This window comes from Paucidesulfovibrio gracilis DSM 16080, assembly GCF_900167125.1.
In the GTDB taxonomy this organism is placed as follows: domain Bacteria; phylum Desulfobacterota; class Desulfovibrionia; order Desulfovibrionales; family Desulfovibrionaceae; genus Paucidesulfovibrio; species Paucidesulfovibrio gracilis.
This window is the reverse complement of sequence record NZ_FUYC01000001.1, coordinates 179,777-199,555: the sequence shown is the minus strand read 5'-3', so window position 1 is coordinate 199,555 and position 19,779 is coordinate 179,777. Positions and strand designations below refer to the sequence as shown.

The 19,779-nt window shown below is 54.0% G+C and carries 17 protein-coding genes and 1 tRNA gene; 15 read left to right on the top strand and 3 right to left on the bottom strand.

All coding sequences use genetic code 11. From position 1 onward, the window contains the following. The first annotated feature begins 430 nt into the window (after positions 1 to 430). On the top strand, positions 431 to 790 hold the full coding sequence (locus tag B5D49_RS00895; RefSeq protein ID WP_078715766.1) for a hypothetical protein: 360 nt from the start codon (positions 431 to 433) through the stop codon (positions 788 to 790). Positions 791 to 955: 165 nt separating this feature from the next. Here B5D49_RS00895 and B5D49_RS00890 read toward each other — a convergent pair whose 3' ends face one another. Then, a complete protein-coding gene (locus B5D49_RS00890; protein WP_078715765.1) occupies positions 956 to 1,579 on the bottom strand; it encodes a D-sedoheptulose 7-phosphate isomerase in 624 nt (207 codons plus the stop codon). Between the two features lie 258 nt (positions 1,580 to 1,837). Here B5D49_RS00890 and B5D49_RS00885 point away from each other — a divergent pair, with 258 nt between their 5' ends. The 5 genes from B5D49_RS00885 to B5D49_RS00865 all read left to right on the top strand — a co-directional run bounded on the left by B5D49_RS00885 (position 1,838) and on the right by B5D49_RS00865 (position 6,618). Beyond that, a complete protein-coding gene (locus tag B5D49_RS00885; protein WP_078715764.1) occupies positions 1,838 to 3,022 on the top strand; it encodes an ABC transporter substrate-binding protein in 1,185 nt (394 codons plus the stop codon). Positions 3,023 to 3,130: 108 nt separating this feature from the next. After that, a complete protein-coding gene (locus B5D49_RS00880; RefSeq protein ID WP_078715763.1) occupies positions 3,131 to 4,039 on the top strand; it encodes a branched-chain amino acid ABC transporter permease in 909 nt (302 codons plus the stop codon). Positions 4,040 to 4,084: 45 nt separating this feature from the next. After that, positions 4,085 to 5,098, top strand: coding sequence for a branched-chain amino acid ABC transporter permease (locus tag B5D49_RS00875; RefSeq protein WP_407670515.1), 1,014 nt, complete (start codon positions 4,085 to 4,087; stop codon positions 5,096 to 5,098). An 18-nt stretch (positions 5,099 to 5,116) separates the two neighbouring features. Further along, positions 5,117 to 5,884, top strand: a complete 768-nt coding sequence (locus tag B5D49_RS00870; protein WP_078715761.1) for an ABC transporter ATP-binding protein — start codon at positions 5,117 to 5,119, stop codon at positions 5,882 to 5,884. Continuing rightward, positions 5,881 to 6,618 carry an ABC transporter ATP-binding protein gene (locus B5D49_RS00865; RefSeq protein WP_078715760.1) on the top strand — a complete coding sequence of 246 codons (738 nt, stop codon included), beginning with the start codon at positions 5,881 to 5,883 and terminating at the stop codon, positions 6,616 to 6,618. Before B5D49_RS00870 ends, B5D49_RS00865 begins: the two co-directional genes overlap by 4 nt. Before the next feature lie 66 nt (positions 6,619 to 6,684). On the opposite strand, the gene B5D49_RS00860 is transcribed toward B5D49_RS00865, so the two are convergent. After that, positions 6,685 to 7,506 carry a hypothetical protein gene (locus B5D49_RS00860; protein ID WP_078716025.1) on the bottom strand — a complete coding sequence of 274 codons (822 nt, stop codon included), beginning with the start codon at positions 7,504 to 7,506 and terminating at the stop codon, positions 6,685 to 6,687. 146 nt (positions 7,507 to 7,652) lie between these two features. Here B5D49_RS00860 and B5D49_RS00855 point away from each other — a divergent pair. Next, positions 7,653 to 7,728 (top strand) — tRNA-Ala (locus tag B5D49_RS00855). Positions 7,729 to 8,117: 389 nt separating this feature from the next. Next, on the top strand, positions 8,118 to 8,423 hold the full coding sequence (locus B5D49_RS00850; protein WP_234990583.1) for a type II toxin-antitoxin system ParD family antitoxin: 306 nt from the start codon (positions 8,118 to 8,120) through the stop codon (positions 8,421 to 8,423). A gap of 37 nt (positions 8,424 to 8,460) precedes the next feature. Here the strand turns inward: B5D49_RS00850 and B5D49_RS15150 are convergent, their stop codons facing one another. Then, positions 8,461 to 8,730, bottom strand: coding sequence for a hypothetical protein (locus tag B5D49_RS15150; RefSeq protein WP_234990581.1), 270 nt, complete (start codon positions 8,728 to 8,730; stop codon positions 8,461 to 8,463). A 334-nt stretch (positions 8,731 to 9,064) separates the two neighbouring features. Between B5D49_RS15150 and B5D49_RS00840 the strand changes: the two genes are divergently transcribed. The 7 genes from B5D49_RS00840 (at position 9,065) to B5D49_RS00810 (ending at position 19,340) form a co-directional block, all read left to right on the top strand. Next, complete coding sequence (locus B5D49_RS00840) at positions 9,065 to 10,348, top strand: MFS transporter (protein ID WP_234990579.1); 1,284 nt, start codon at positions 9,065 to 9,067, stop codon at positions 10,346 to 10,348. A 160-nt stretch (positions 10,349 to 10,508) separates the two neighbouring features. Then, positions 10,509 to 12,080 carry a Gfo/Idh/MocA family oxidoreductase gene (locus tag B5D49_RS15105; RefSeq protein WP_078715759.1) on the top strand — a complete coding sequence of 524 codons (1,572 nt, stop codon included), beginning with the start codon at positions 10,509 to 10,511 and terminating at the stop codon, positions 12,078 to 12,080. A gap of 129 nt (positions 12,081 to 12,209) precedes the next feature. Beyond that, on the top strand, positions 12,210 to 13,913 hold the full coding sequence (locus B5D49_RS00830; RefSeq protein ID WP_159447091.1) for a glycosyltransferase family 4 protein: 1,704 nt from the start codon (positions 12,210 to 12,212) through the stop codon (positions 13,911 to 13,913). Between the two features lie 383 nt (positions 13,914 to 14,296). Beyond that, on the top strand, positions 14,297 to 15,940 hold the full coding sequence (locus B5D49_RS00825; RefSeq protein WP_159447090.1) for a sulfotransferase: 1,644 nt from the start codon (positions 14,297 to 14,299) through the stop codon (positions 15,938 to 15,940). A gap of 138 nt (positions 15,941 to 16,078) precedes the next feature. Next, a complete protein-coding gene (locus tag B5D49_RS00820) occupies positions 16,079 to 16,657 on the top strand; it encodes a class I SAM-dependent methyltransferase (RefSeq protein WP_159447089.1) in 579 nt (192 codons plus the stop codon). Further along, positions 16,648 to 17,559, top strand: coding sequence for a sulfotransferase (locus B5D49_RS00815; RefSeq protein ID WP_078715755.1), 912 nt, complete (start codon positions 16,648 to 16,650; stop codon positions 17,557 to 17,559). Before B5D49_RS00820 ends, B5D49_RS00815 begins: the two co-directional genes overlap by 10 nt. Continuing rightward, the gene (locus B5D49_RS00810) at positions 17,559 to 19,340 is read left to right on the top strand and encodes a sulfotransferase family protein (RefSeq protein WP_078715754.1); all 1,782 of its coding nucleotides are present in this window, start codon (positions 17,559 to 17,561) and stop codon (positions 19,338 to 19,340) included. The genes B5D49_RS00815 and B5D49_RS00810 overlap by 1 nt, the downstream gene beginning before the upstream one ends. Positions 19,341 to 19,779: the final 439 nt, after the last annotated feature.

The following is a 19,779-nucleotide window of genomic DNA, read 5'->3' as shown; positions in this document are numbered from 1 at the left end:
TCACCCGCAATTCCTGATGACATGGGCAGCGCAGGGGACTCGGCAGGTTGTACCGGGTCGAAGGCCGTTGCAATTGTCGTTGAAAAAGGCCGCAGCTACCCGGCCGGCGGCCCGACAAGCGGACCAGGGGTTCAACAGCGAATATCATAACTAATGCCCGACTTGGGAAAACTACACACTTTTACGGCGGGGAACAAGTTTGGTCTGGGGCTTGTCATCGGTCGGTCCTCCAGCTAGTCTCGAAACAGCGGAAGGTATGGTGTCCCAACGGTCCATGCCAATTTGGGCAAGGAATGTGTCGTGTGGCCGGCTTTTGTGTCGGGCGTTCGGTGGGGGTTGCTTCTGAGTGGTTCTGGTTACAGAATCGTTTGAGCAATGGTGGCATACCACAGGGGAATACGCGGAAAATGCTCGTTGGAAGGGATATCTGATGCGTGAAATCAGCGAAACCGGCCGGGTGGAAGCTGCGATACGCCGGTTGACGGCAGCGGTGCGCCGTGCAGGGACCGGGACTGCTCCCGGCCGCTCCGGGTATGGTTGGTGGGTGTTGGCGTGTGGAGAACCGTTCGAGGATGCTCCATACGAAGACAGGGAAACCAAGCGGGAACAGTTGCTGGCCGAGGTCGAGGCCGTGGGTGTCACCCTCCCGGAATTGATTTGGGTTTGGGATGAGGAAAATCGTGTACAACTGGTGATCACCACGTTGCCGTCCAAAGAACGGGCCGAGCGGGTGGCGGAACGGTTGCGACAAAAGGGGCTGACCATGCGCGTTGCTCGCGAATATATCTAAAAAATATAATTACGATAGATAATTAGGAAGCCCGGACAATGTTGCCCGGGCTTTTTATTTGGTCCTGATTTGGTAGAAAAAGTAGTTTTTCAAAAATGACAAAACAAACACACTTAATTTCTCGAAAGAGGGTTTTTGAGAGCAGGATTTTCCAAAAAGAAAATATCAACCCTCATTTTCTTGCAGGTAGGGATTCAGCTCCATGACGGACTCGAAGAGAAAGTGGTCCACCAACAGACACAGCACATGACCAATGGCGATATGAAGCTCCTGGGCCACGGCGGTGTCGGGAGAGGGAACAGCCAGTAACGTGTCGCAAAGACCGATCATTTCCCCGCCACGCTCTCCGGTCAGTCCGATGGTGACCATGCCTCGGCGGCGGGCTTCACGCAGAGCGGCCAGCACGTTGGGGCTGCTGCCCGAAGTGGAAATGCCCAGGAGGATATCTCCCGGGTTGCCCAGCGCCTGCACTTGTTTTTCAAAAATCTGGGTAAAGCTGTAGTCGTTGCCCGTGGCCGTGATGATGGACGTATCCGTGGTCAGGGCAATGGCCGGGAGAGGAGGTCGTTCCAGCTTGAAACGATTGACGAATTCCGCCGCGAGATGCTGGCTGTCCGCTGCGGAGCCGCCATTGCCGCACAGCAGGAGCTTGCCGCCTTTGGCCAGGCAAACAGCGCAGGTGCGGGCGGTTTCGACTAACTGTTCGGAGTGATCCTGAAAGAACGCCTCTCGAACACGCTGTCCGGCCTCTGCATGGGCGCGGACCTTCTCTAGCGCGGTGATACTCATACTATTGCCTTGGGTTGAGCCATGTTTTTCAAGAAAATGTGCGGCCGGTCCGCTTCGTTGCAATTGTTAGCGTAAAGCCCTGGTCCGAGCAAGAATTCAGTGGACCAAATGCAAGGTGAAATGCGTTTGGTAGCAGAGGAAACAGGCTGATTGCCAAAAATGTAAATATTTAAAAATTGCTTTCTTTCGATTTCGTTTTGAGGTACATCGACCCTTCCGTGTCACAAGTTCACTGTTGAATACCTGAAGGAGGAGTTGATGCAACGGTTCCTTAAACGCACCGTCCAGATGACGGTCCTTACGATCCTTGCCGCGTTTCTGTTCACCGGCTGCGGTTCCCAGGATGACAACGTCATCCGGATTGGATTCAATATCCCGCTGACCGGCGATATTCCCAAAGTGGGCGAAGCTTCCAAGTTCGCTGCCGAGATGCTCCTTGAGGACATCAACGGCAAGGGCGGCATCACCATCGGCGACAAGCAGTATCTGGTGGAGTTCGTCTACGAAGACAACGAGTCCAAGGCCGAGTCCGCGGTGAACGCGGCTCTGAAGCTCATCGACCAGGACGGCGTGGTGGCCATTATCGGTCCCAACTCCTCCAAGCAGGCCGTGCCTGCCGGTGGTACCGCCAACGAGAACGAGACGCCCATGATCTCGCCCTGGTCCACCAACCCCGATACCACGAAGGATCGCCCCTGGATCTTCCGCGCCGCGTTCCTGGATCCCTTCCAGGGTCCGGTGGCCGTGAACTTCGCGGCCAAGACCTTTGGCGCGAAGACCGCTGCGGTCATTTTCGACATCTCCAACGACTACTCCAAGGGTCTGGCCGAGATTTTCCGTCAGGAATGGGAAAAGAAAATGGGACCCGGCTCCGTGGTCGCCTTTGAATCCCACGGCACCAAGGATCAGGATTTTTCCGCCCAGCTGACCACCATCATCGGTGCGTCCCCGGACTTCATCTTTGTGCCCAACAACTACAACCAGGTGGCCTTGATCGTGAAGCAGGCCCATGACCTGGGCTGGCAGGGACCGTTCATGGGTTCTGACGCCTGGGGATCCGCCGAGCTGATGCAACTGTGCGGCGACGACTGCAAGGGTCAGCACTTCTCGACGCATTATGCTGCTGCCGGCGCCACCGGCGACACCAAGGTGTTCATCGAGCGCTATAACGAGAAGTACGGCTACACGCCTGATGACGTGGCCGCGCTGACCTGGGACGCCACACGTCTGGTGGTCCAGGCCATCGAAGGGTTGAGCGAGTGGCCTGAAGAGCGCACAGCTCAGCGTGCCGCCATCCGGGACGCCCTCGGCAATATCGCCGAGTTCCAGGGTGTCACCGGCACCATGAAGTTCGACGAGCAGGGTGATCCCATCAAGTGCGCCGTTGTTGTGCGCATTTCCGATGAGGGCGCGTTCGAGTTCGCCGAATCCGTCTGCCCCTAACGCTTCATTGATGTTCATTGTGGCGGGAGCCTTCCGGCTCCCGTCCCTTCCCGCATGCGCAGCCTCCGGGACCGGCTCTCACGTCCCGGAAAGAAAGGAACACCACAAGTGGAAGTCCTGATCCAAAACATCATCAACGCATTGCAGTGGGGGAGCTTTTACGCGCTCATCGCCCTGGGCTACACACTGGTGTACGGCGTGCTGCTCCTGATCAACTTCGCCCACGGCGATATCTTCATGGTCGGTGCGTACATCGCGTTTTTCGCGGTCGTTTTCATGCTCGGCAATCTGGGGCTGGATCCCGGCATTACCCTGGCCCTGGCCGTACCGGTAACCATGATCCTCACCTCGGGTGTGGGGGTGACCCTGGAGCGCGTGGCCTACCGCCCCCTGCGGCGAAAGGGCGCCCACCGGCTGTATGTGGTCATCACCGCGCTCATGTGCGGTCTGATCCTGGAAAATGGAAACCTCGCCCTGCTCGGAGCGAGCCGTAAGAAATTTCCGGAGCTTTTGGAAACCACCATTTACCGCTTCGGCGACATTTCCGTAACCAACCTCAAGATCATCGTCATCGTCGCGGCCGTCCTGGTCTTTTTATTTCTGCAGTTCGTGGTCACGCGGACCAAGATCGGCATGGCTATGCGCGGTATTTCCTACGATAAGTTCGCCATCCCCCTGATGGGGATTCCCGTGGATACGGTCATCGTGTTCACCTTTATCCTGGGATCGGGGTTTGCAGGACTGGCGGGACTGCTCTTTGCCATGAGCTATCCGGTGCTGGAGCCATACATGGGCGCGCTCATCGGCTGGAAGGCGTTCATCGCCGCCGTGGTGGGGGGCATCGGGGACATCCGCGGAGCCTTTGTGGGCGGATTCCTGCTCGGCTTCATCGAGATCGGCGTGGTGGCCATTTTCCCGTCCACCATGCGCGACCTCTTCGCTTTCACCATTCTGCTGCTCATTCTCTGGGCCAAGCCCACCGGCCTGTTCGGGCTGGCGCGCAACCAGAAGATCTGACGACCGCAAGCCAAGGGATACGACTCCATGGAAACAGGCAACAAACTGCAACGCAATGCCTTTGCCCTGGCGGTGATTTCGGGTTGCGTCCTGATCATCCTGCTGGCGCAATTTAAAGTCATCAACCTTTACATCCAATCCGTGATCATGTTCATGGGAATCAACATCATGATTTCCACGAGTCTGAACCTGGTCAACGGCAACATGGGAGAATTCTCGTGCGGGCACGCCGCGTTCCTGTGTGTGGGCGCGTATGTCTCGTCCATCACCAGCGTGCTGATCATGGCTCCCAACGACATCACCGGCGCACCGTTTCTGCCGCCGGAATTCTCACTGCTGGTGTTCCCCATTTCCGTATTCCTCGGGGGAATCGTCGCGGCCCTGGCCGGAATTCTTGTGGCTCTCCCGTCCTTCAAGACAAGGGGGGACTACCTGGCCATCATCACCATTGCCGTGAACTACATGGTCATTTCCGGCATCGAGAACCTGGACATCATCGGCGGTCCCCGCGGGTTCATGGGCATGAAGAAAGTGGTCAAGTCCATGTACCAGGTGGCGGATGTGCCTTGGATGATGATTTTTGTGGCTCTGGGCACCATCTTTTGCGTGATGCTCATCCGGCGCTATGTGTCGTCCACCTATGGCAAGGGCGTAAACGCCGTCTGCCAGGACGAGATCGCCGCGGAAATCATGAGTGTGAACACCAATAAGGTGAAACTGGTGACCTTCATGCTTTCTTCGGGACTTTGCGGCATGGCGGGCGGACTGTTCGCGCATGTGGTGGGCTATGTGAACCCCCAGTCCTTCAATATCCTCAAGTCTACAGAGGCCATGGTCATGGTCTACCTGGGCGGCATGGGTTCCCTTTCCGGCGCGGTCATGTCGGCGGTGTTCTTCACATTCCTGTTGGAATTGTTGCGGCCGCTGCAAATTCTCAAGTGGGTCATCATCCCCTTCACCCTGGTGCTGCTCATGCAGTTCCGGCCTGAGGGCATCATGGGCAACAAGGAATTGACCGACGTCTTCCCGAAACTGCGCAAGTACTGCCGGTTCAAGTAAACTCGCCTGGAGAGAGCAATGTCGCTTCTGAAAGTGGAACACATGACGCAGAACTTCGGCGGCCTGCAGGCGGTGTCGGATTTCAACATCGAACTGCAGGGCGGCGAACTGGTGGCGCTCATCGGTCCCAACGGGGCGGGAAAGACCACCATTTTTAACCTGGTATCCGGATTCTACAAGCCCAGTGAGGGCCGTATCAGCATCGCGGGCAAGGATACCCGGGGCATGCGGCCGCATCAGGTCACAGCTTTGGGCGTCTCCCGGACATTCCAGAACATTCGCCTCTGGAAGGATATGGACGTGCTGGACAACATCCGCGTGGCCCAGCACTACCGCATGGGCTACAGCATTTGGGACGCATTCGTCCGCACGCGCAAATACATGGGGCGTGAGAAGGAAATCGACCGCATTTCCTGGAAACTGCTCGAGGCCATGAACCTCAAGGAGTATGCTCACGAGGTGCCGCCGAACCTGCCGTACGGACTGCAACGGCGCGTGGAGATCGCCCGGGCCATGTCCATCCAGCCTCAGTTGCTGCTGCTGGACGAACCCGCCGCGGGCCTGAACTCCCGGGACGTGGAAGAACTCATTGATCTGGTTCGCTGGATCCACGAAACATTCGATATTACCATCTGGATGATTGAGCACCAGATGAAAGTGGTTATGAGCCTTTGTTCCTGGATCAAGGTCATCGACTTCGGCCAGACCATCGCTGAAGGCACGCCCGAGCAAATCCAGAACCATCCCCAAGTCATCAAAGCCTATCTGGGAGACGATACGATTTGAACCCGCTACTTGAAATCGAAGATCTCAGGGTCAGGTACGGCAACATCGAAGCCCTGCATGGCGTCTCCTTTACCGTGGAGGAAGGGGAAATCGTCACGCTCATCGGGGCCAACGGTGCCGGAAAGTCCACAACCCTCATGTCCATTGCGCGGCTGCCCCCGCCCGAGGCTCCCAAGGTCATTTCCGGGGATATCCGGCACAAGGGCGTCAGCCTCCTGAATATGCCTCCCGACAAGGTCGTTTCAGACCTGCATACGGCCCTGGTCCCGGAGGGGCGCCATATCTTTGGCAACCTGTCCGTGGAGGAGAACCTCAAGCTGGCCACCTACGCCCGCAAAGGTGATTCCGTTCCCGACATTCAGCGCGACTATGATCAGGTCTATAGCCTGTTCCCCCGTCTGGCCGAGCGTCGGAAACAGCAAAGTGAGTCGCTTTCCGGCGGTGAGCAGCAGATGCTTGCTGTGGGACGTGCGCTCATGTCCAAATGTTCCATCATCATGCTGGACGAACCGTCCATGGGACTGGCCCCGGCCTTGATGTACGACATGTTCCGCACGCTCAAACAGCTGAATGAGGAAGGCATGACCATTTTGCTCGTGGAGCAGAACGCGAACCTTGCCCTCAAGTTTGCGCACCGGGGCTATGTGCTGGACACGGGAGAGATCGTGGCGCAGGGCACTTCTGCGGAGTTGCTGGAGGATCCCGAGGTGAAGAAGGCCTATCTCGGGGCGTAGAAAGGAAAAACAAAATATTGCAAGGGGGCTTCGGGTTCGAAGTCCCCTTTTTTGTTGGTGTTGCCGCTATTTCCCCGCCGCTGACTGAAAGCGCGCACGAATGGAGCGAAAAAGATGCGGTTTCCGGTCGTATTGATGCACCACATGCGCGGGAACGCCCGCATCGTTGAGCACCTCCCCAGCTTCGTTGCACAGCGGTTCACCCGGCCGCGTCGCCAGGGTCAGCACGGGACCGGAATTGTCGTGCAGGGTCAGGTTCGGCAGGGTGGTGCCGTGGATCAGGTAATTGTGCACGCCCTGGTCGTATCCGGCCATGAATCGGGCCGGCTCGTACGGCAACAGAAGCGATGTGAGCCGTTCCAGATAGTCGAGAACGTCCTGTGTGTCGCCCAGGGTCGTGCCGGAACAGGAAACCGGGCAATGGGCAATGGTCTCAAGCGCGGCCGCGCCAAGGTGATCGCGCACCCAGCGGCTGTTGTGCGGACATTTTCCCAGCAGAGCCGCACGATGTTCCAATACGGCATGCAATCCCGGACCCCAGGCAAAGGAGAAGGGGTCATGCTGAAAGATCACGTCCCGCACGTCCGTCAATAGCACTTGGTCGAGGTGGGCCACCTGTCTTTGAAGCAACTCCAGGGAAAGAAAGTGGCGCAGGGCATTGCACGGCAGGTGGTCCAAGCGATCCGGTCCGTGCAAGGGAAGACGGTGGAGTGCATAACTCCGGGCTAGGTCATCCATGCGTTCCTGATCGCGTGTGGTGTCTGAGACGAAGAGGTAGCAGTGTCCATGAAAGCCGCAACGCTCCAGAGAAAGCAGAAAGGGGAGAACGTCGCCGTAGTGATATCCTGCGGCTGCCCCGATGATGCCGTGGCGTGAGTAATGCTGCATGGCGGCAACATGGCCCGAGAGCGAGACAAAGGCAAGCCGTTCAGATACTACGCTGGCTTGATGGATACAGAAAAAATGCAAAGGTTGAGGAAATCCAGGTTGACATCACCACTGAAAAAGGGCAAAAGTCATCTTCCCAACGCTGTGGGGCTGTAGCTCAGTTGGGAGAGCGCTTGAATGGCATTCAAGAGGTCGTGGGTTCAATTCCCTCCAGCTCCACCACCATATTTCTTAAGTAAAAGGACCGTTTAGCTTGATAGGCTGAATGGTCCTTTTCTTGTGGTGGTGAACCACTTAGTCAACCGGTTGTTGACCAAAGTGTTTGATATCGCAGATTAAAAATGTGTATGAACTGTATTTGAGGGGTTGTAAGGCCGGGTTCTAGAGTGATGCGGAGGGTTACTCTTGGTTGGTGTCTTGGGCTACCTTTGCGAAAATATACCCACGGACTTGGTCATGTCCTTCTTCCTTCATGTGTATTAAATATAAATTGCCACTGAGTAACTGAACCGTGTGGCTGTTTAGCAGTCCTACGATTTTTTGGAGCGAGACTTCGATATTGTTTTTGTAAAAGATGATGTTCTTTTCCCGGTTGTGTAAAATATGACGTATTGGACCATTCTACGCTTTCGATTGATACCAATAAATATTATTTTTCCACAAGCCACCACGAAGGAGGACCAAATGCAAAAAAAAACACCAGCGTCACGCTCGGACCACATTTCGACAACTTCATCAGCAATCAGGTCAGGGAAGGGCGTTTCAATTCCGCCAGCGAAGCTATTCGTGCAGGGTTGCGACTCCTTGAGGAGCGCGAAGCCAAGGTCAAAGCCCTGCAACTCGCACTCATTGAGGGCGAAAAGAGCGGTATTGCCGATTACTCCCTTGAAAAGCTGTCTGCCGAGTTGGACGGCTAGATGCGATTTCAGCTTACCAACAAGGCGTATGCTGACCTCAAGAATATCGCCAAGTACACGCAGGTGACTTGGGGTATTGAGCAGCAAGGAGTACCTGGCTCGACTCGATCAGTCCTTCCGTCTGATCGCTGAGAATGTCGGCATCGGCAGAAATTGTAATCATATCAAAGAAGGATACTTCAGTCATCCCGTTGGGAAGCATCTCGTCTTCTACCGCGTTGAGGGAAGGGCAGTTACGATCGTCAGAATCCTGCATCAGAGCATGGATGTGAAGCAGCAAATATAAACCAAGATTTTGGTCAACCATTCCGTCAACCAAACGCCTTCGGCATATCTCTACTATCCCTGTTTTCCTGTTGACTTGGGAAAAATAAATGTCATGCTTCTGGAGTTTGGAAGCTGGCTCTCATGAATAGCGTTTGAAAGGTCGTGGGTTTAATCTCCTCCAGCTCCACCAGAATTTCCGGAATGCCCGTTTAGCAAATATGCTGACCGGGCATTTTATTTGTAGCCCTTTCGTGGATGAAGAACCGAGAAAGCCGAAGGAGTCGTCATGTATCGGCAATTCGCAGCCAACCCCTTGCGTTTGCAATTTTTGTATTGAACTGTTTTATAGATGAATAAAGCAAGAAGGAGGCATTGTGTTTCATCATCTACGCAAGGAGCAGCGGTTGACCACCCTGGTCGCGGGGACCATGGGCAACATAATGGAGTGGTACGACTTCGCGCTTTATGGCTTTATGGCATCGATTTTATCGCAGCAATTTTTCCCCTCCGAAGACAAAACCGCATCTCTGATGGCTACGTATGGCGTATTCGCGGCCGGGTTCATCATGCGTCCCCTTGGCTCGGCCTTGTTCGGCTGGCTTGGTGATACCATAGGCCGTAGCAAGGTTATGCTTATTTCCGTGGTGCTGATGACCTTTCCTACGGTGTTGCTGGGGCTGTTGCCCACGTATCATTCCATCGGGATTTGGGCGCCGATTTTTCTCGTGGTGATCCGTCTGCTTCAGGGGTTGTCCGTGGGCGGTGAGTTTTCCTCCTCCGTGACCTATCTGGTGGAGACATCGCCGGAAAACCAGCGAGGGCTGTCCGGCAGTTTTGCCAATGTGGGCAGTTTGGGCGGCATGCTCCTGGGGTCAGGGATGGCTGCCTTGACTTCGCTCGTATTCACTTCGGAACAATTGAACTCCTGGGCCTGGCGGCTGCCGTTCTTTGTCGCAGGTTTGTTGGGGATTGGGGCCATTGTCCTGCGCCAGGGGTTACCAAACTCCAAACAATTTACAAAACATGCCAAGGGACGGGACAAGGACTCGCCGCTTCGCGAAGTCTTGACGGTGAACCGTAAGCAGATGATTCAGGGGGTGCTGTTTGCTTCGGCGTACGGCGCTGTTTTCTATTTAGGCCTTGTCTACATTCCGACCTGGCTCAAAGAATACGGACAAGTTCCGTTGGCCCAGGCTCAGGACTGGAATACCGCTGCCACGGCATTGACTCTTGCGGCACTACCTGTGGCGGCCTGGGTGTCGGATAAATTTTTCCGGCGCACACACCTGCTTGTTTTAGCTTTTGGGGGGATCTTTGTGCTGGCGTGGCCGCTGCACAGTTGGATGCTTGGTGGGACCGGAACTTCCGTAACCATTTCGCAATTGGTTTTTGGGCTGCTGCTGGCCGTACCGTGCGGCGTGGCACCGGCTCTGTTCGTGGAACTGTTTCCGGCCGGGGATCGCCTTTCCGGATATTCCATCGCCTTCAATCTCGGCATGGGGGTTGTTGGCGGTTCAACGCCCATGCTGGCCACATGGCTGGTGCAGATCACGGGGCTGGAGACGGCGCCCGGGCTGCTGATGATCGGCTGGAGCGTTGTCGGCGCAGGCGTTCTGTTTTGGATGCGTGATGGGAGTCGGGAGCCATTACCCGCCTAGCGGGTCGTTGCTCATCAGGATGGCAACGGAGAGGAGCACGCCCTGTTTTCTATGAAAATTGTTACTGTTGCCTGCCTGTGTAGGATTCGTTATTATCCTGGATTATTTTGTTTGCAAAATGGCAATGACGCCATGCAGCCTATAGTAGCAGGACGTAGTGATGAACAATATGAAGCTGGCGGTCATTGGTTCCGGATATTGGGGAAAAAACCTTGTCAGGAATTTTCATGCACTGGGCGTGTTGCAACTCGTGTGCGACAAAAACGAAGCGTTGTTGGAAATGTTCCAGGACCAGTACCCCGGTCTTGAGGGAACGATTTCATATGCCGAGGTTATTGCCAGAGACGATATAAACTGCATTGCTATAGCGACTCCTGCGGAAACGCACTATAAACTTGCGGTTGAGGCGATAATGGCCGGGAAACACGTGTATGTGGAAAAGCCCTTGGCCCTGCATGGGAACGAGGCTGAGAAGCTGCACGCTCTGGCAAGTGAGCATGGCGTAACACTCATGGTCGGCCATTTGCTTCAATATCACCCCGTGTTTGTGAAACTCCGCCAGATGGTGGGGGCGGGGGAGTTGGGACGGGTGGATTACATTTATTCTCATCGTCTGAATTTAGGCAAGATTCGGCGCGAAGAGAATATTCTTTGGTCTTTTGCCCCGCACGATATTTCCATGATCCTTTCCCTAGTCGGCGAGATGCCCGACGAGGTGTGTTGTCACGGCGGGTATTATCTGCACAAGAAAATCGCGGACGTCACCACGACCCACCTGAGTTTTCCCTGCGGAGCCAAAGCCCATATCTTTGTTTCCTGGCTGCATCCGTTTAAGGAGCAGAAGTTGGTGGTCGTGGGCGACAAGAAAATGGCGGTGTTTGACGACACGCTGCCGTGGGAACAAAAGCTCACCATCTACCCGCATAAAATCAACTGGCAGGGCCAGATTCCTGTGCCGGATAAAGCGGACGGTGCAACGGTTTTGGTGGAGCAAAAGGAACCGCTCAGGGAAGAGTGCCTTCATTTTCTCCAGTGCGCGAAATCCGGCACACAACCGTTGACCGACGGAGCCGAAGGCGTGCGGGTGCTCAGGGTTCTCAACGCAAGCCAACGCTCCATGGATAGTGGCGAGGAAAAATGCTGCATCAATGTGGCTCCGGGCAACCACGAGGCGGGAGCCGCCTTTGTGCATGAAACAAGCGTCGTGGATGAAGGAGCCGATCTCGGAGCCGAAAGCAAGGTCTGGCATTTTTCGCGCATCCTGCCAGGGAGCCGTGTCGGGGAGCGCTGCAATATCGGGCAAAACGTGGTGATCGGACCGGATGTCTCTGTGGGCAACGGGTGTAAAATTCAGAATAATATTTCTGTTTTCAAGGGTGTCACCCTGGAAGATGACGTGTTTTGCGGCCCGTCGATGGTGTTCACGAATGTTTTCAATCCGCGCGCGCATATTCGCCGCATGGACCAGGTACGTCCGACCTTGGTGAAGAAAGGCGCGACGTTGGGAGCGAACTGCACGATCGTTTGCGGCAACACCATTGGTCGGTACGCCTTTGTCGGGGCAGGCGCTGTGGTAACTCGGGATGTTCCGGATCATGCACTGGTGATGGGAAATCCCGGAAAAAGGGCCGGCTGGGTTTGCGCTTGCGGCGAAAAGCTGGAAGACGATCTCACCTGTGCCGTTTGCGGGGCCGCGTATGCCAAGGCGGGCACTGGCCTGAAGCCCATGTAGCGGCGCGGGGCGCAGTTCATGCCTCACAAATGTTTGGTACCCAGGGTTGTGTGAATGGTTAGTAAGCGTCGGACAGGAGAAGAGCCTGAGGCAGAGCGGTCCAGTCTTGGCTGTGGACGGCGTGTGTGCATGTTCGTTTTCAACAATTTTACGCACGATTCCCGGGTGCTCAAAGAGGCCAAGACGCTGACGGAGCAGGGGTACGACGTGCGCGTCGTGGCATTCAAGGATAAAACGACTGCGTCGCGTGAAATCGTGGAAGGTTTTCGGGTTATCCGAGTTGTTCTTGACCCACCGCACCTGAGAATGCTGGCGCGACTCAGGCGTCGTGGTTCGACATCTTTTCTTGCCGCGTTTGCAAACCTGTTGACATCGTTTTGGAATTTTTTCTTATCCGGTTTCAGCAAGATTGTCAGGCTGGTTTCGCATGCCATGAGTACAATGTTCTCGTTTTTGAAGGTTGCCATAGCCCGGATTGCTGCCGTATTGCGTTGGGTTGTCCTGAAGTTTCTCTATCTCGCTTTTGGGGCAGGGGTTAATTTTGTCGGGTCGTTACTCTTTGTGCTGCGACTGGCTGTCGGCAGAGGGGGGGCAGGAGATGCTTTCGTAATGCAATCGGCATTGCGAGGACAGACTTCGAAGTTGTACTGGCATCGATTGACCACTGCTTTTTCCCGAGCAGGGATAGCTCTACAGAGAAGAGTGAATAGGTATTGTAAAACATTGCGAGGGAGACTGGAAGGCGGCATAGTGCTATGCAAAAGAGTCGTACAGCGTCGGTACGCCCAAATTCGACAATGGCGCGTTAGGCGTGGCAACCAATTTCAGAACTGGTCCTATGAGCACATCAAGCAATTCGTTTTGCGGTATCATCGCCCGCTTTGCTTCCAGAATTTTTATGCAAACGGTATGCAGGCCGTTGCGGACGAACCTGCGGATATCTATCAGGCCCATGACTTGAACACGCTGCCTGTCGCGTGGTGGCTGGCCCGCAAGCACAAGGCCAAGCTTGTATATGACTCCCATGAGTTGTATCTGAACAGAAACAGGACCAAACCCCGAGGCCGGATCAATGATTTCCTGCTTGCCAGCATGGAAAAATTTCTCATACGGCGCTGCCATGCGGCTATAACGGTAAACGACACCATCGCAAAGGAGCTTGCAGTGCGGTATCGGATTCCCACGCCGCATGTCATCATGAATGCTCCTTTGTCCAAGTCCACCGAAGCAGCCGTTGAGTCGGAAGCGCTTCGGCGGGAACTTGGTATCCCGCAGCAGCGATTTTTGATACTGTATTGTGGCGGTATTACCTTTAACAGAGGGTTGGAGAAGGTGATCCAAAGCATGGCGCTGTTGCCGGATTGCCATTTGGTTTTCATGGGGTATGGAACCGCAGAGTACACGGAATCGCTGTTGCGTATTGCCGAAGAGCATGGTGTTCACGAACGTTTTGATTTTTTTGGTCCTGTGCCGTCCGATATGGTGACGACGTATGCTTCGTGTGCCGATCTCGGCATCGCACCGATAGAAAATGTTTGCCTCAGCTACTATTATTGCTCGCCGAACAAGGTTTTTGAATACCTCAATGCCGGGCTGCCGGTTGTTGCCAGTGACTTCCCGGAAATGCGACGGGTAATCGAAGAGTTTTCCGTGGGAGGTGTTTTTGATCCGGAGAATCCATCCGATATCGCCCGTGCCATCACGGACATCAAAGAGAATCCGGAGGCAGCAAGGCAGATGCGTGCGAATACGGTCAATGCTGCCGGAAAGTTTCATTGGGGAAATGAAGCCGAAAAATTACTAAATATATATAAGGGGTTGTACGTCAACTGATGGCCTTATCCCATCGCTATGAAACGTATCTTGACCACCTGGGCGTTACCGTTCCTGTCTCCTTTCTGCGTTTGGCAGAACCAGGGAGTCATGCTGTAGCCTTACGGCATGATGTTGATCATAGTATCGATATGGCGCTGGAGATGGCTTGTTTTGAATATCGACGCAATACACGTTCGACATATTATATCCTGCCTGATGCACCGTATTGGAATGACGCAAATATTATTGAAAAATGCTTGCAGCTTCAGGATTTTGGTCACGAAGTCGGACTGCATTGCAACGCTTTGGCCCAGTGGTACACCGGGGCGACGTCTGACCCTGCAGCCTATCTCAAGCGGATGCTTGACTGGTTGCGTGGGAACGGGATCCGGATCAAGGGAATGTCCGCACATGGCGACAAATCCTGTTACGATGGGCAGTTTATCAACTACTGGCAGTTTCGGGAGCTTCGTCCCGCATCCCCACAGGAGTCGGAAAATGGGTTGACCCCAGAAGGGGTACCCGGTCCCGACGGACAAGGTGGACTGCAATATCCCCTGGATCACGTGCTTACGCGGCCCGATGGGGCCGGGTTTGCACTTTGGTCTACTTCTATGGCGGAGTTGGGCCTTGAATACGATGCCATGCATGTACCGTTTGATCATTATTATACGGACAGCGGCGGGGAGTGGACCCGCAGTCCGGACCCCTGCAGTGTTTCCATGGACACGGGGCGGCATCAGGTGTTGTGTCATCCGGAACATTGGAAGGGCAGCCAGAAGATATTTTTTTTCTTGTCAACGGCTCGTTCCGGTTCCAAGTGGTTGTCCACGGTGTTGGATGCGGCGTCTTCCGTGACGAGTCGGCATGAGTGCATGCTCAACCATCGGTTGGTCCAGGGCGAACTTGTGGAGGACAAGCGCACGGCCGACGGCTTTCTGGAGCTACAGACTGACCCCCACAGCGTGAAAAAGCTGTTGCTGGACGTTCGGCCCTGGGTGGAACGCCTCAAACGCGACTATGCCGAGGTCAATGTCTATTTGGAAGAATTTTTGCCGGAGCTTACAGCGTGTTATCCCGAATCAACGTTGATTCATCTGCATCGGCGACCGGCTGATGTCGTTTCATCACTGTTGAACCGCCGTTGGTACGATACGCCCGAAGACGATCGGCATCCCGTGATGGAGGTTGAGCACTGGGAAGAAATGGGACCATTTGAAAAGGCGTGTTGGTATGTTCGACTTGTGAACGAGCGGCTTATGCAGGCGTGTGCTCTTTCTTTACGCTTTGATAGGATGATTCGCGGTCCAAAGGAGTTGGAAATCGTCCTTTCGCAGCTTGGGATTGGTTTTTATCCTCGACTTGCAAAACCGTATTTTTCCAAAACGATCAATGCTGGGGAAAAAGGGATATTCCCTGCCTATCGCCGATGGTCACGGAAGCAAAAGGCACGATACCATGCGATTTGCGATCCATTGAAAAAAGAGCTTGGGTATCATATTTCCGGCAGACTGCTCATTTGGCTGAGTCAGATGGCGTTGTTGTTTCAAAAGCCTCCCAAGTCCCAGCGAAGCACTGCCCAGCCGAACCCTCCAGAACCATTGCCGGTGGACATTGCAGCTTCTTCTGCTTCGCCAGGGTGCACCGTGCGGCATGCGTCAGGAGTGCTTGAAATCGTTCCCCACGGCGGGCGGCATGCCCATGTTCTACTTGGCGGCGGCGCGTGGCACCGCACAACCAATGATGCCGGATGGCCGTCCGAGTTGGCACATTATTATCGGGCAGAGCTGTGTGCGTCCATTGCGGCAGGGGACACGGCGCGGGTTATCTGTTTACTCTATGATGCAGAGGGCAATCAGCTGGAGCAGCGGGGGCTTGTTCGTCTTCGTTCGGACAAGAGCGAATATGTCTTTTCGTTTCGTCCGGGGAGCGAGGCCGTTCGGTTCAACCTCGCGGTGTATATGTCTGCGACAGCCTTGCCCGCGAGCGTGGTTGTCCGCTCGTTTACATTGCACAAATTACCGTTGACCCATGTAGAATGGTGAGAAAAAAGCAAGGTCAGAATGGGACAAAAAATATACGAAACACCGGACGATGCCTTATGCGCCACGGACAGGTTTTATGAAAGCCAGGAGGGGTTTCAATACACGGAGGAACTGGTTCGAAATTGGCTGACCCGGTACGTGAACCTTCCTGAAACGGGCCGGGTGCTCGATCTTTGTTGTGGGGACGGAATATGGGCTTATGGGATGAAATGCCTGAAGCCTCGTCTTGAGCTGTTTGGCATTGATGTTTCAAGCGGTGGGATCGACAAGGCTCGGACCTTGATGGCGCAGAGCGGGGACGCCGGAAATTTTATCGTAGGCGACGTGGAAGAGAAACTTCCGTATCCCGATGCGTTTTTTGATTTGATTTTTGCCAGAGGGCCGGGGCTGTACAATCAGCATGAAATGGATCGGCCTGAAACCGTGGATGTGATTGAGCACTGGCACACAAAGCTTTCAACCCGGGGACGTTTTTATTCGATTTTTGCCTCTACGCCGTTACAAATGGGGACGTATACGGCAATGGAGAACGTGAAGCTACCCTACAACCGCTGTCCGCGAAAAAGCAACGCCGTGGATTTCAAAGGCGGTAAATTCCATCATACGATACAGTCCTTTCTCGCTCCATTCTGGCGGGCGGAGTCCATTGATGTTGTGGAATATTTTTTCATTAAAAACAATCATGTATTGGTGACAAAAAAAAGGGAATGCGAGTGATGATCATTTCGCATGATCCAATGCTGTTTCCATGCGGCATGTCCCGGTCCGGCACAACGCTGCTCACAACCATTTTTGATTCCCATAGCAACGTTTCAATGGGATATGAGTTGATTCCGGCTGTGATGCCCGGTCCCGAACAATTAGTGGAGATATTGCGGCAGGGTACGGCTCTTAGCGGGGGAGATTTTTCGAATACCGGGAAACTCTTGCGTAGGAGCGGATACGCTCAGGAGGGGCTTTTCTTTACACGGTGTTACCGGGCTGGCCTTGAAGAAGATGAAATGTTGCAGGTCTTGGAAGAGATGGCCAGGGCGGGGATGAAGGAGATCGCCACGTTTCAGGACCGTTTGTTCACTGCCTGGATTGCTTCCCGCGTGGGCGCGACCAAAAGAAAAGCCGACCGTTATGGCTTTAAGCTGAACATTTCCTCTGTTGAGAAGGCGTACACGTTTTTTCCTCACGGGCGCCTGATCTATATCCTGCGCGATCCTCGGGACGTTGTTGCCTCGCACCTTCAGCGGAAGTTCAATCGGACCATACCGGATGTCTGCCATGCCTGGAACAATTATATCCAATCCTTTGAACTGTTTTGCGAGCATGTTCCGGGTCGGGGACGAGTGCTCCGTTATGAAGATTTGGTCCGCAACGCTCATGCAGAGATTGCAGGTATCCTCGAGTTTCTCCAATTAGACCCCGAGGCGGGCGTGTACGAATTTTATCGTTCCAAAGCCGGCGTGCATACGTTTGGGCATCCGAATGCGGAGAACCTGAAGAAACCGTTTTTTACGTCGAGTATCGGGCGTTGGAAAAAAGAGTTGGCACCGGAGCAGGTAGAGCAGATTGAAGAGCTTTGTTGTGACCATATGAAAACCCACGGGTATCTGGGAGTTGGCGTGTAATGTTTGCTCAGTTCATAAAACGGTTAGGATTTCATAAAAGCAAGGACACCGTCTCAATTGACCGGACGCCCATGCTATTCCCTTGTGGTGTCTCACGCTCCGGCACGACGCTGCTTTCCGCCGCCTTGGACGCACACAGCCGGGTGTGCATGGGGTATGAGTTGTTGTTCAAGGAACAGCCTGGCATTCAATATATGGTCGACCAGGTTCGAAGTGTGCAACCTGACGCCACAAACTTGAAGAAGGCTGGTTCGCTCCTGCGGCAAAGTGGACAAGTGGAGCTTGGAAAATGGGTTTCCCGTTGCCATCGACTGGGGCTTGGGATTGATGAGTTTTTGAATGTGCTGGAAAAACACGCCGTGTCCAATGGCGACCGTCTCGATTCTCTTTCGCTGCGGCTGGCGCTTTTGTCGTCTGTCCTGAATGAACCCGGAGTGCGGAACGGGGCATCGCATTTGGGCTTTAAGGTCACAGATACCGCGTACGAAACCTATCTTGCTTTGTATCCAAATTCGTATTTTGTCTATATCGTACGAGATCCTCGTGATGTATATGCATCGCTCATGGCTGCGGATTTCGGCGTGGGACTTAGGGCAGCGGCCCAGCGATGGGTAAAAGGAATTGAAGCGTTCCAGGCATTTCAAGCCCAGCATCCGGATCAGTGCCGGATCCTTCGATATGAGGATCTGGTGCAGGATCCTGGGGCGGCTCTTTCCGAGGTCTTCGGCATGGTGGGATTGGAAATGGAAGAGACCGTTCTTGCGTTTCAGGATTCCAAAGCCAGAATTCTGGATTCCTCCCATCCCAACGCTGCTAATTTGAAAAAGGGATTCTTCGGTAACAGTGTTGGACGATATGTTCGTGATCTCACACGGTCCGAAGTGCAGGGGATTGAGTCGCGTTGCGGAGAGTTGATGCATGCATTGAGCTATTCCGCCGCTGACTTGGACTCGCTTTTGACCTACGACATCCCGGCCGATGAGTTCAAGGCCAAACAGAAATGGCTTTCCAACAAGCGGAAATACTGGCCCGAAGATTATGAAGAACTACTCGCACCATACCTTGGTGGTGCGTATGAATTGATGACGTTGCAAGAGTTATACAGTGACGGGCCAAAGCTTGAAAAAGATGTATTGGTGATCCGGCATGATGTGGATCACGACCATGTTACGGCCAGGAAGATTGCAGAATGGGAGCATAAACGCGGAATACGTGCAACGTATTGCTTGCTGCATACGGCCTGGTACTATGGCAAACTTGTTGACGGTAAAATGCGGCATACTTCCGATTTGATTGAAACAGCACGGTATTTGAGCAGCCTCGGCCATGAAATCAATTTCCATAACAACTTGGTGGCGACAGCTCTGAAACATGCGGCCGATCCTGTAGCACTCCTAAAACAGGAGCTTGCATACTTCAGGGAGAATGGTGTTGAGATCAAAGGTACGTCCACCCATGGAGACGGCTTGTGCAGAACATTGAACTTCCGAAATTGGGAGTTGTTTGCAGAATGTTGTGATGAACGGTTCGGCGGACCACGAACCCTAGCGTATGATTCGGGGGATAGAATCCTTGAAATGTCTCTGGGGAAGCACTCCATGCGTGATTTCGGTCTCGAATATGAGGCCTATGACGCGTTAAGGAATATTTATCACACAGATTCCGGTGGAAATCTCCGTGTGCGGAAGAATGCGAGAGGCCGACGAGCCATCAAGCGCGTGGCGGGAACAGAATGCCAGGTCGTTGGGGTTCTCACGCATCCGATTTGGTGGGGATTTTGATTTGCTGGATTTTGCAGCAGGCTGCAGGGTGCTGGCACCCTTCGTTTGAATTTTGCGGCTTCCCAGCATGAAAACAACGTGCTTTGTGCTGAGATGTTGTGCCTAAGAAGCATTCTGGGATGAAAAGGCTGGCTTGGCTATGCTTTTTGCCCCAACATGTATTTTTCATGATCGCAGAGCAGTAATCCCCCCCTGGCGGTGTCCTGGCTTATTTCATTGGGCTGAAGGGCATCGGTTGAGAATCTAATCCTACATGCTGCATCCTTTGTGTGTGAATGACTTTGACTACGGAAAGGTATTCGAGCTATAAACTCAGTACATTTTTTGTGGTCGATCCTGCAGTAGAGTTGCGGAAGGTCCAGCAGGGAAAAAATGCTGTTCAGAATGCTTGGATATGCATTGTCGTGATCCGTTACTGCATCCCGCAATTTGTATCTTT

What these genes read in the sequence shown, in the direction of transcription:
- B5D49_RS15105 (WP_078715759.1), top strand. Translation starts at nt 10,509, where the DNA reads ATGAACAATATGAAGCTGGCGGTCATTGGTTCCGGATATTGGGGAAAA.
- B5D49_RS00890 (WP_078715765.1), bottom strand. Translation starts at nt 1,579, where the DNA reads ATGAGTATCACCGCGCTAGAGAAGGTCCGCGCCCATGCAGAGGCCGGA.
- B5D49_RS00860 (WP_078716025.1), bottom strand. Translation starts at nt 7,506, where the DNA reads ATGCAGCATTACTCACGCCACGGCATCATCGGGGCAGCCGCAGGATAT.
- B5D49_RS00825 (WP_159447090.1), top strand. Translation starts at nt 14,297, where the DNA reads ATGTCCGCACATGGCGACAAATCCTGTTACGATGGGCAGTTTATCAAC.
- B5D49_RS15150 (WP_234990581.1), bottom strand. Translation starts at nt 8,730, where the DNA reads ATGGTTGACCAAAATCTTGGTTTATATTTGCTGCTTCACATCCATGCT.
- B5D49_RS00815 (WP_078715755.1), top strand. Translation starts at nt 16,648, where the DNA reads ATGCGAGTGATGATCATTTCGCATGATCCAATGCTGTTTCCATGCGGC.
- B5D49_RS00830 (WP_159447091.1), top strand. Translation starts at nt 12,210, where the DNA reads ATGTTCGTTTTCAACAATTTTACGCACGATTCCCGGGTGCTCAAAGAG.
- B5D49_RS00870 (WP_078715761.1), top strand. Translation starts at nt 5,117, where the DNA reads ATGTCGCTTCTGAAAGTGGAACACATGACGCAGAACTTCGGCGGCCTG.
- B5D49_RS00810 (WP_078715754.1), top strand. Translation starts at nt 17,559, where the DNA reads ATGTTTGCTCAGTTCATAAAACGGTTAGGATTTCATAAAAGCAAGGAC.
- B5D49_RS00895 (WP_078715766.1), top strand. Translation starts at nt 431, where the DNA reads ATGCGTGAAATCAGCGAAACCGGCCGGGTGGAAGCTGCGATACGCCGG.
- B5D49_RS00885 (WP_078715764.1), top strand. Translation starts at nt 1,838, where the DNA reads ATGCAACGGTTCCTTAAACGCACCGTCCAGATGACGGTCCTTACGATC.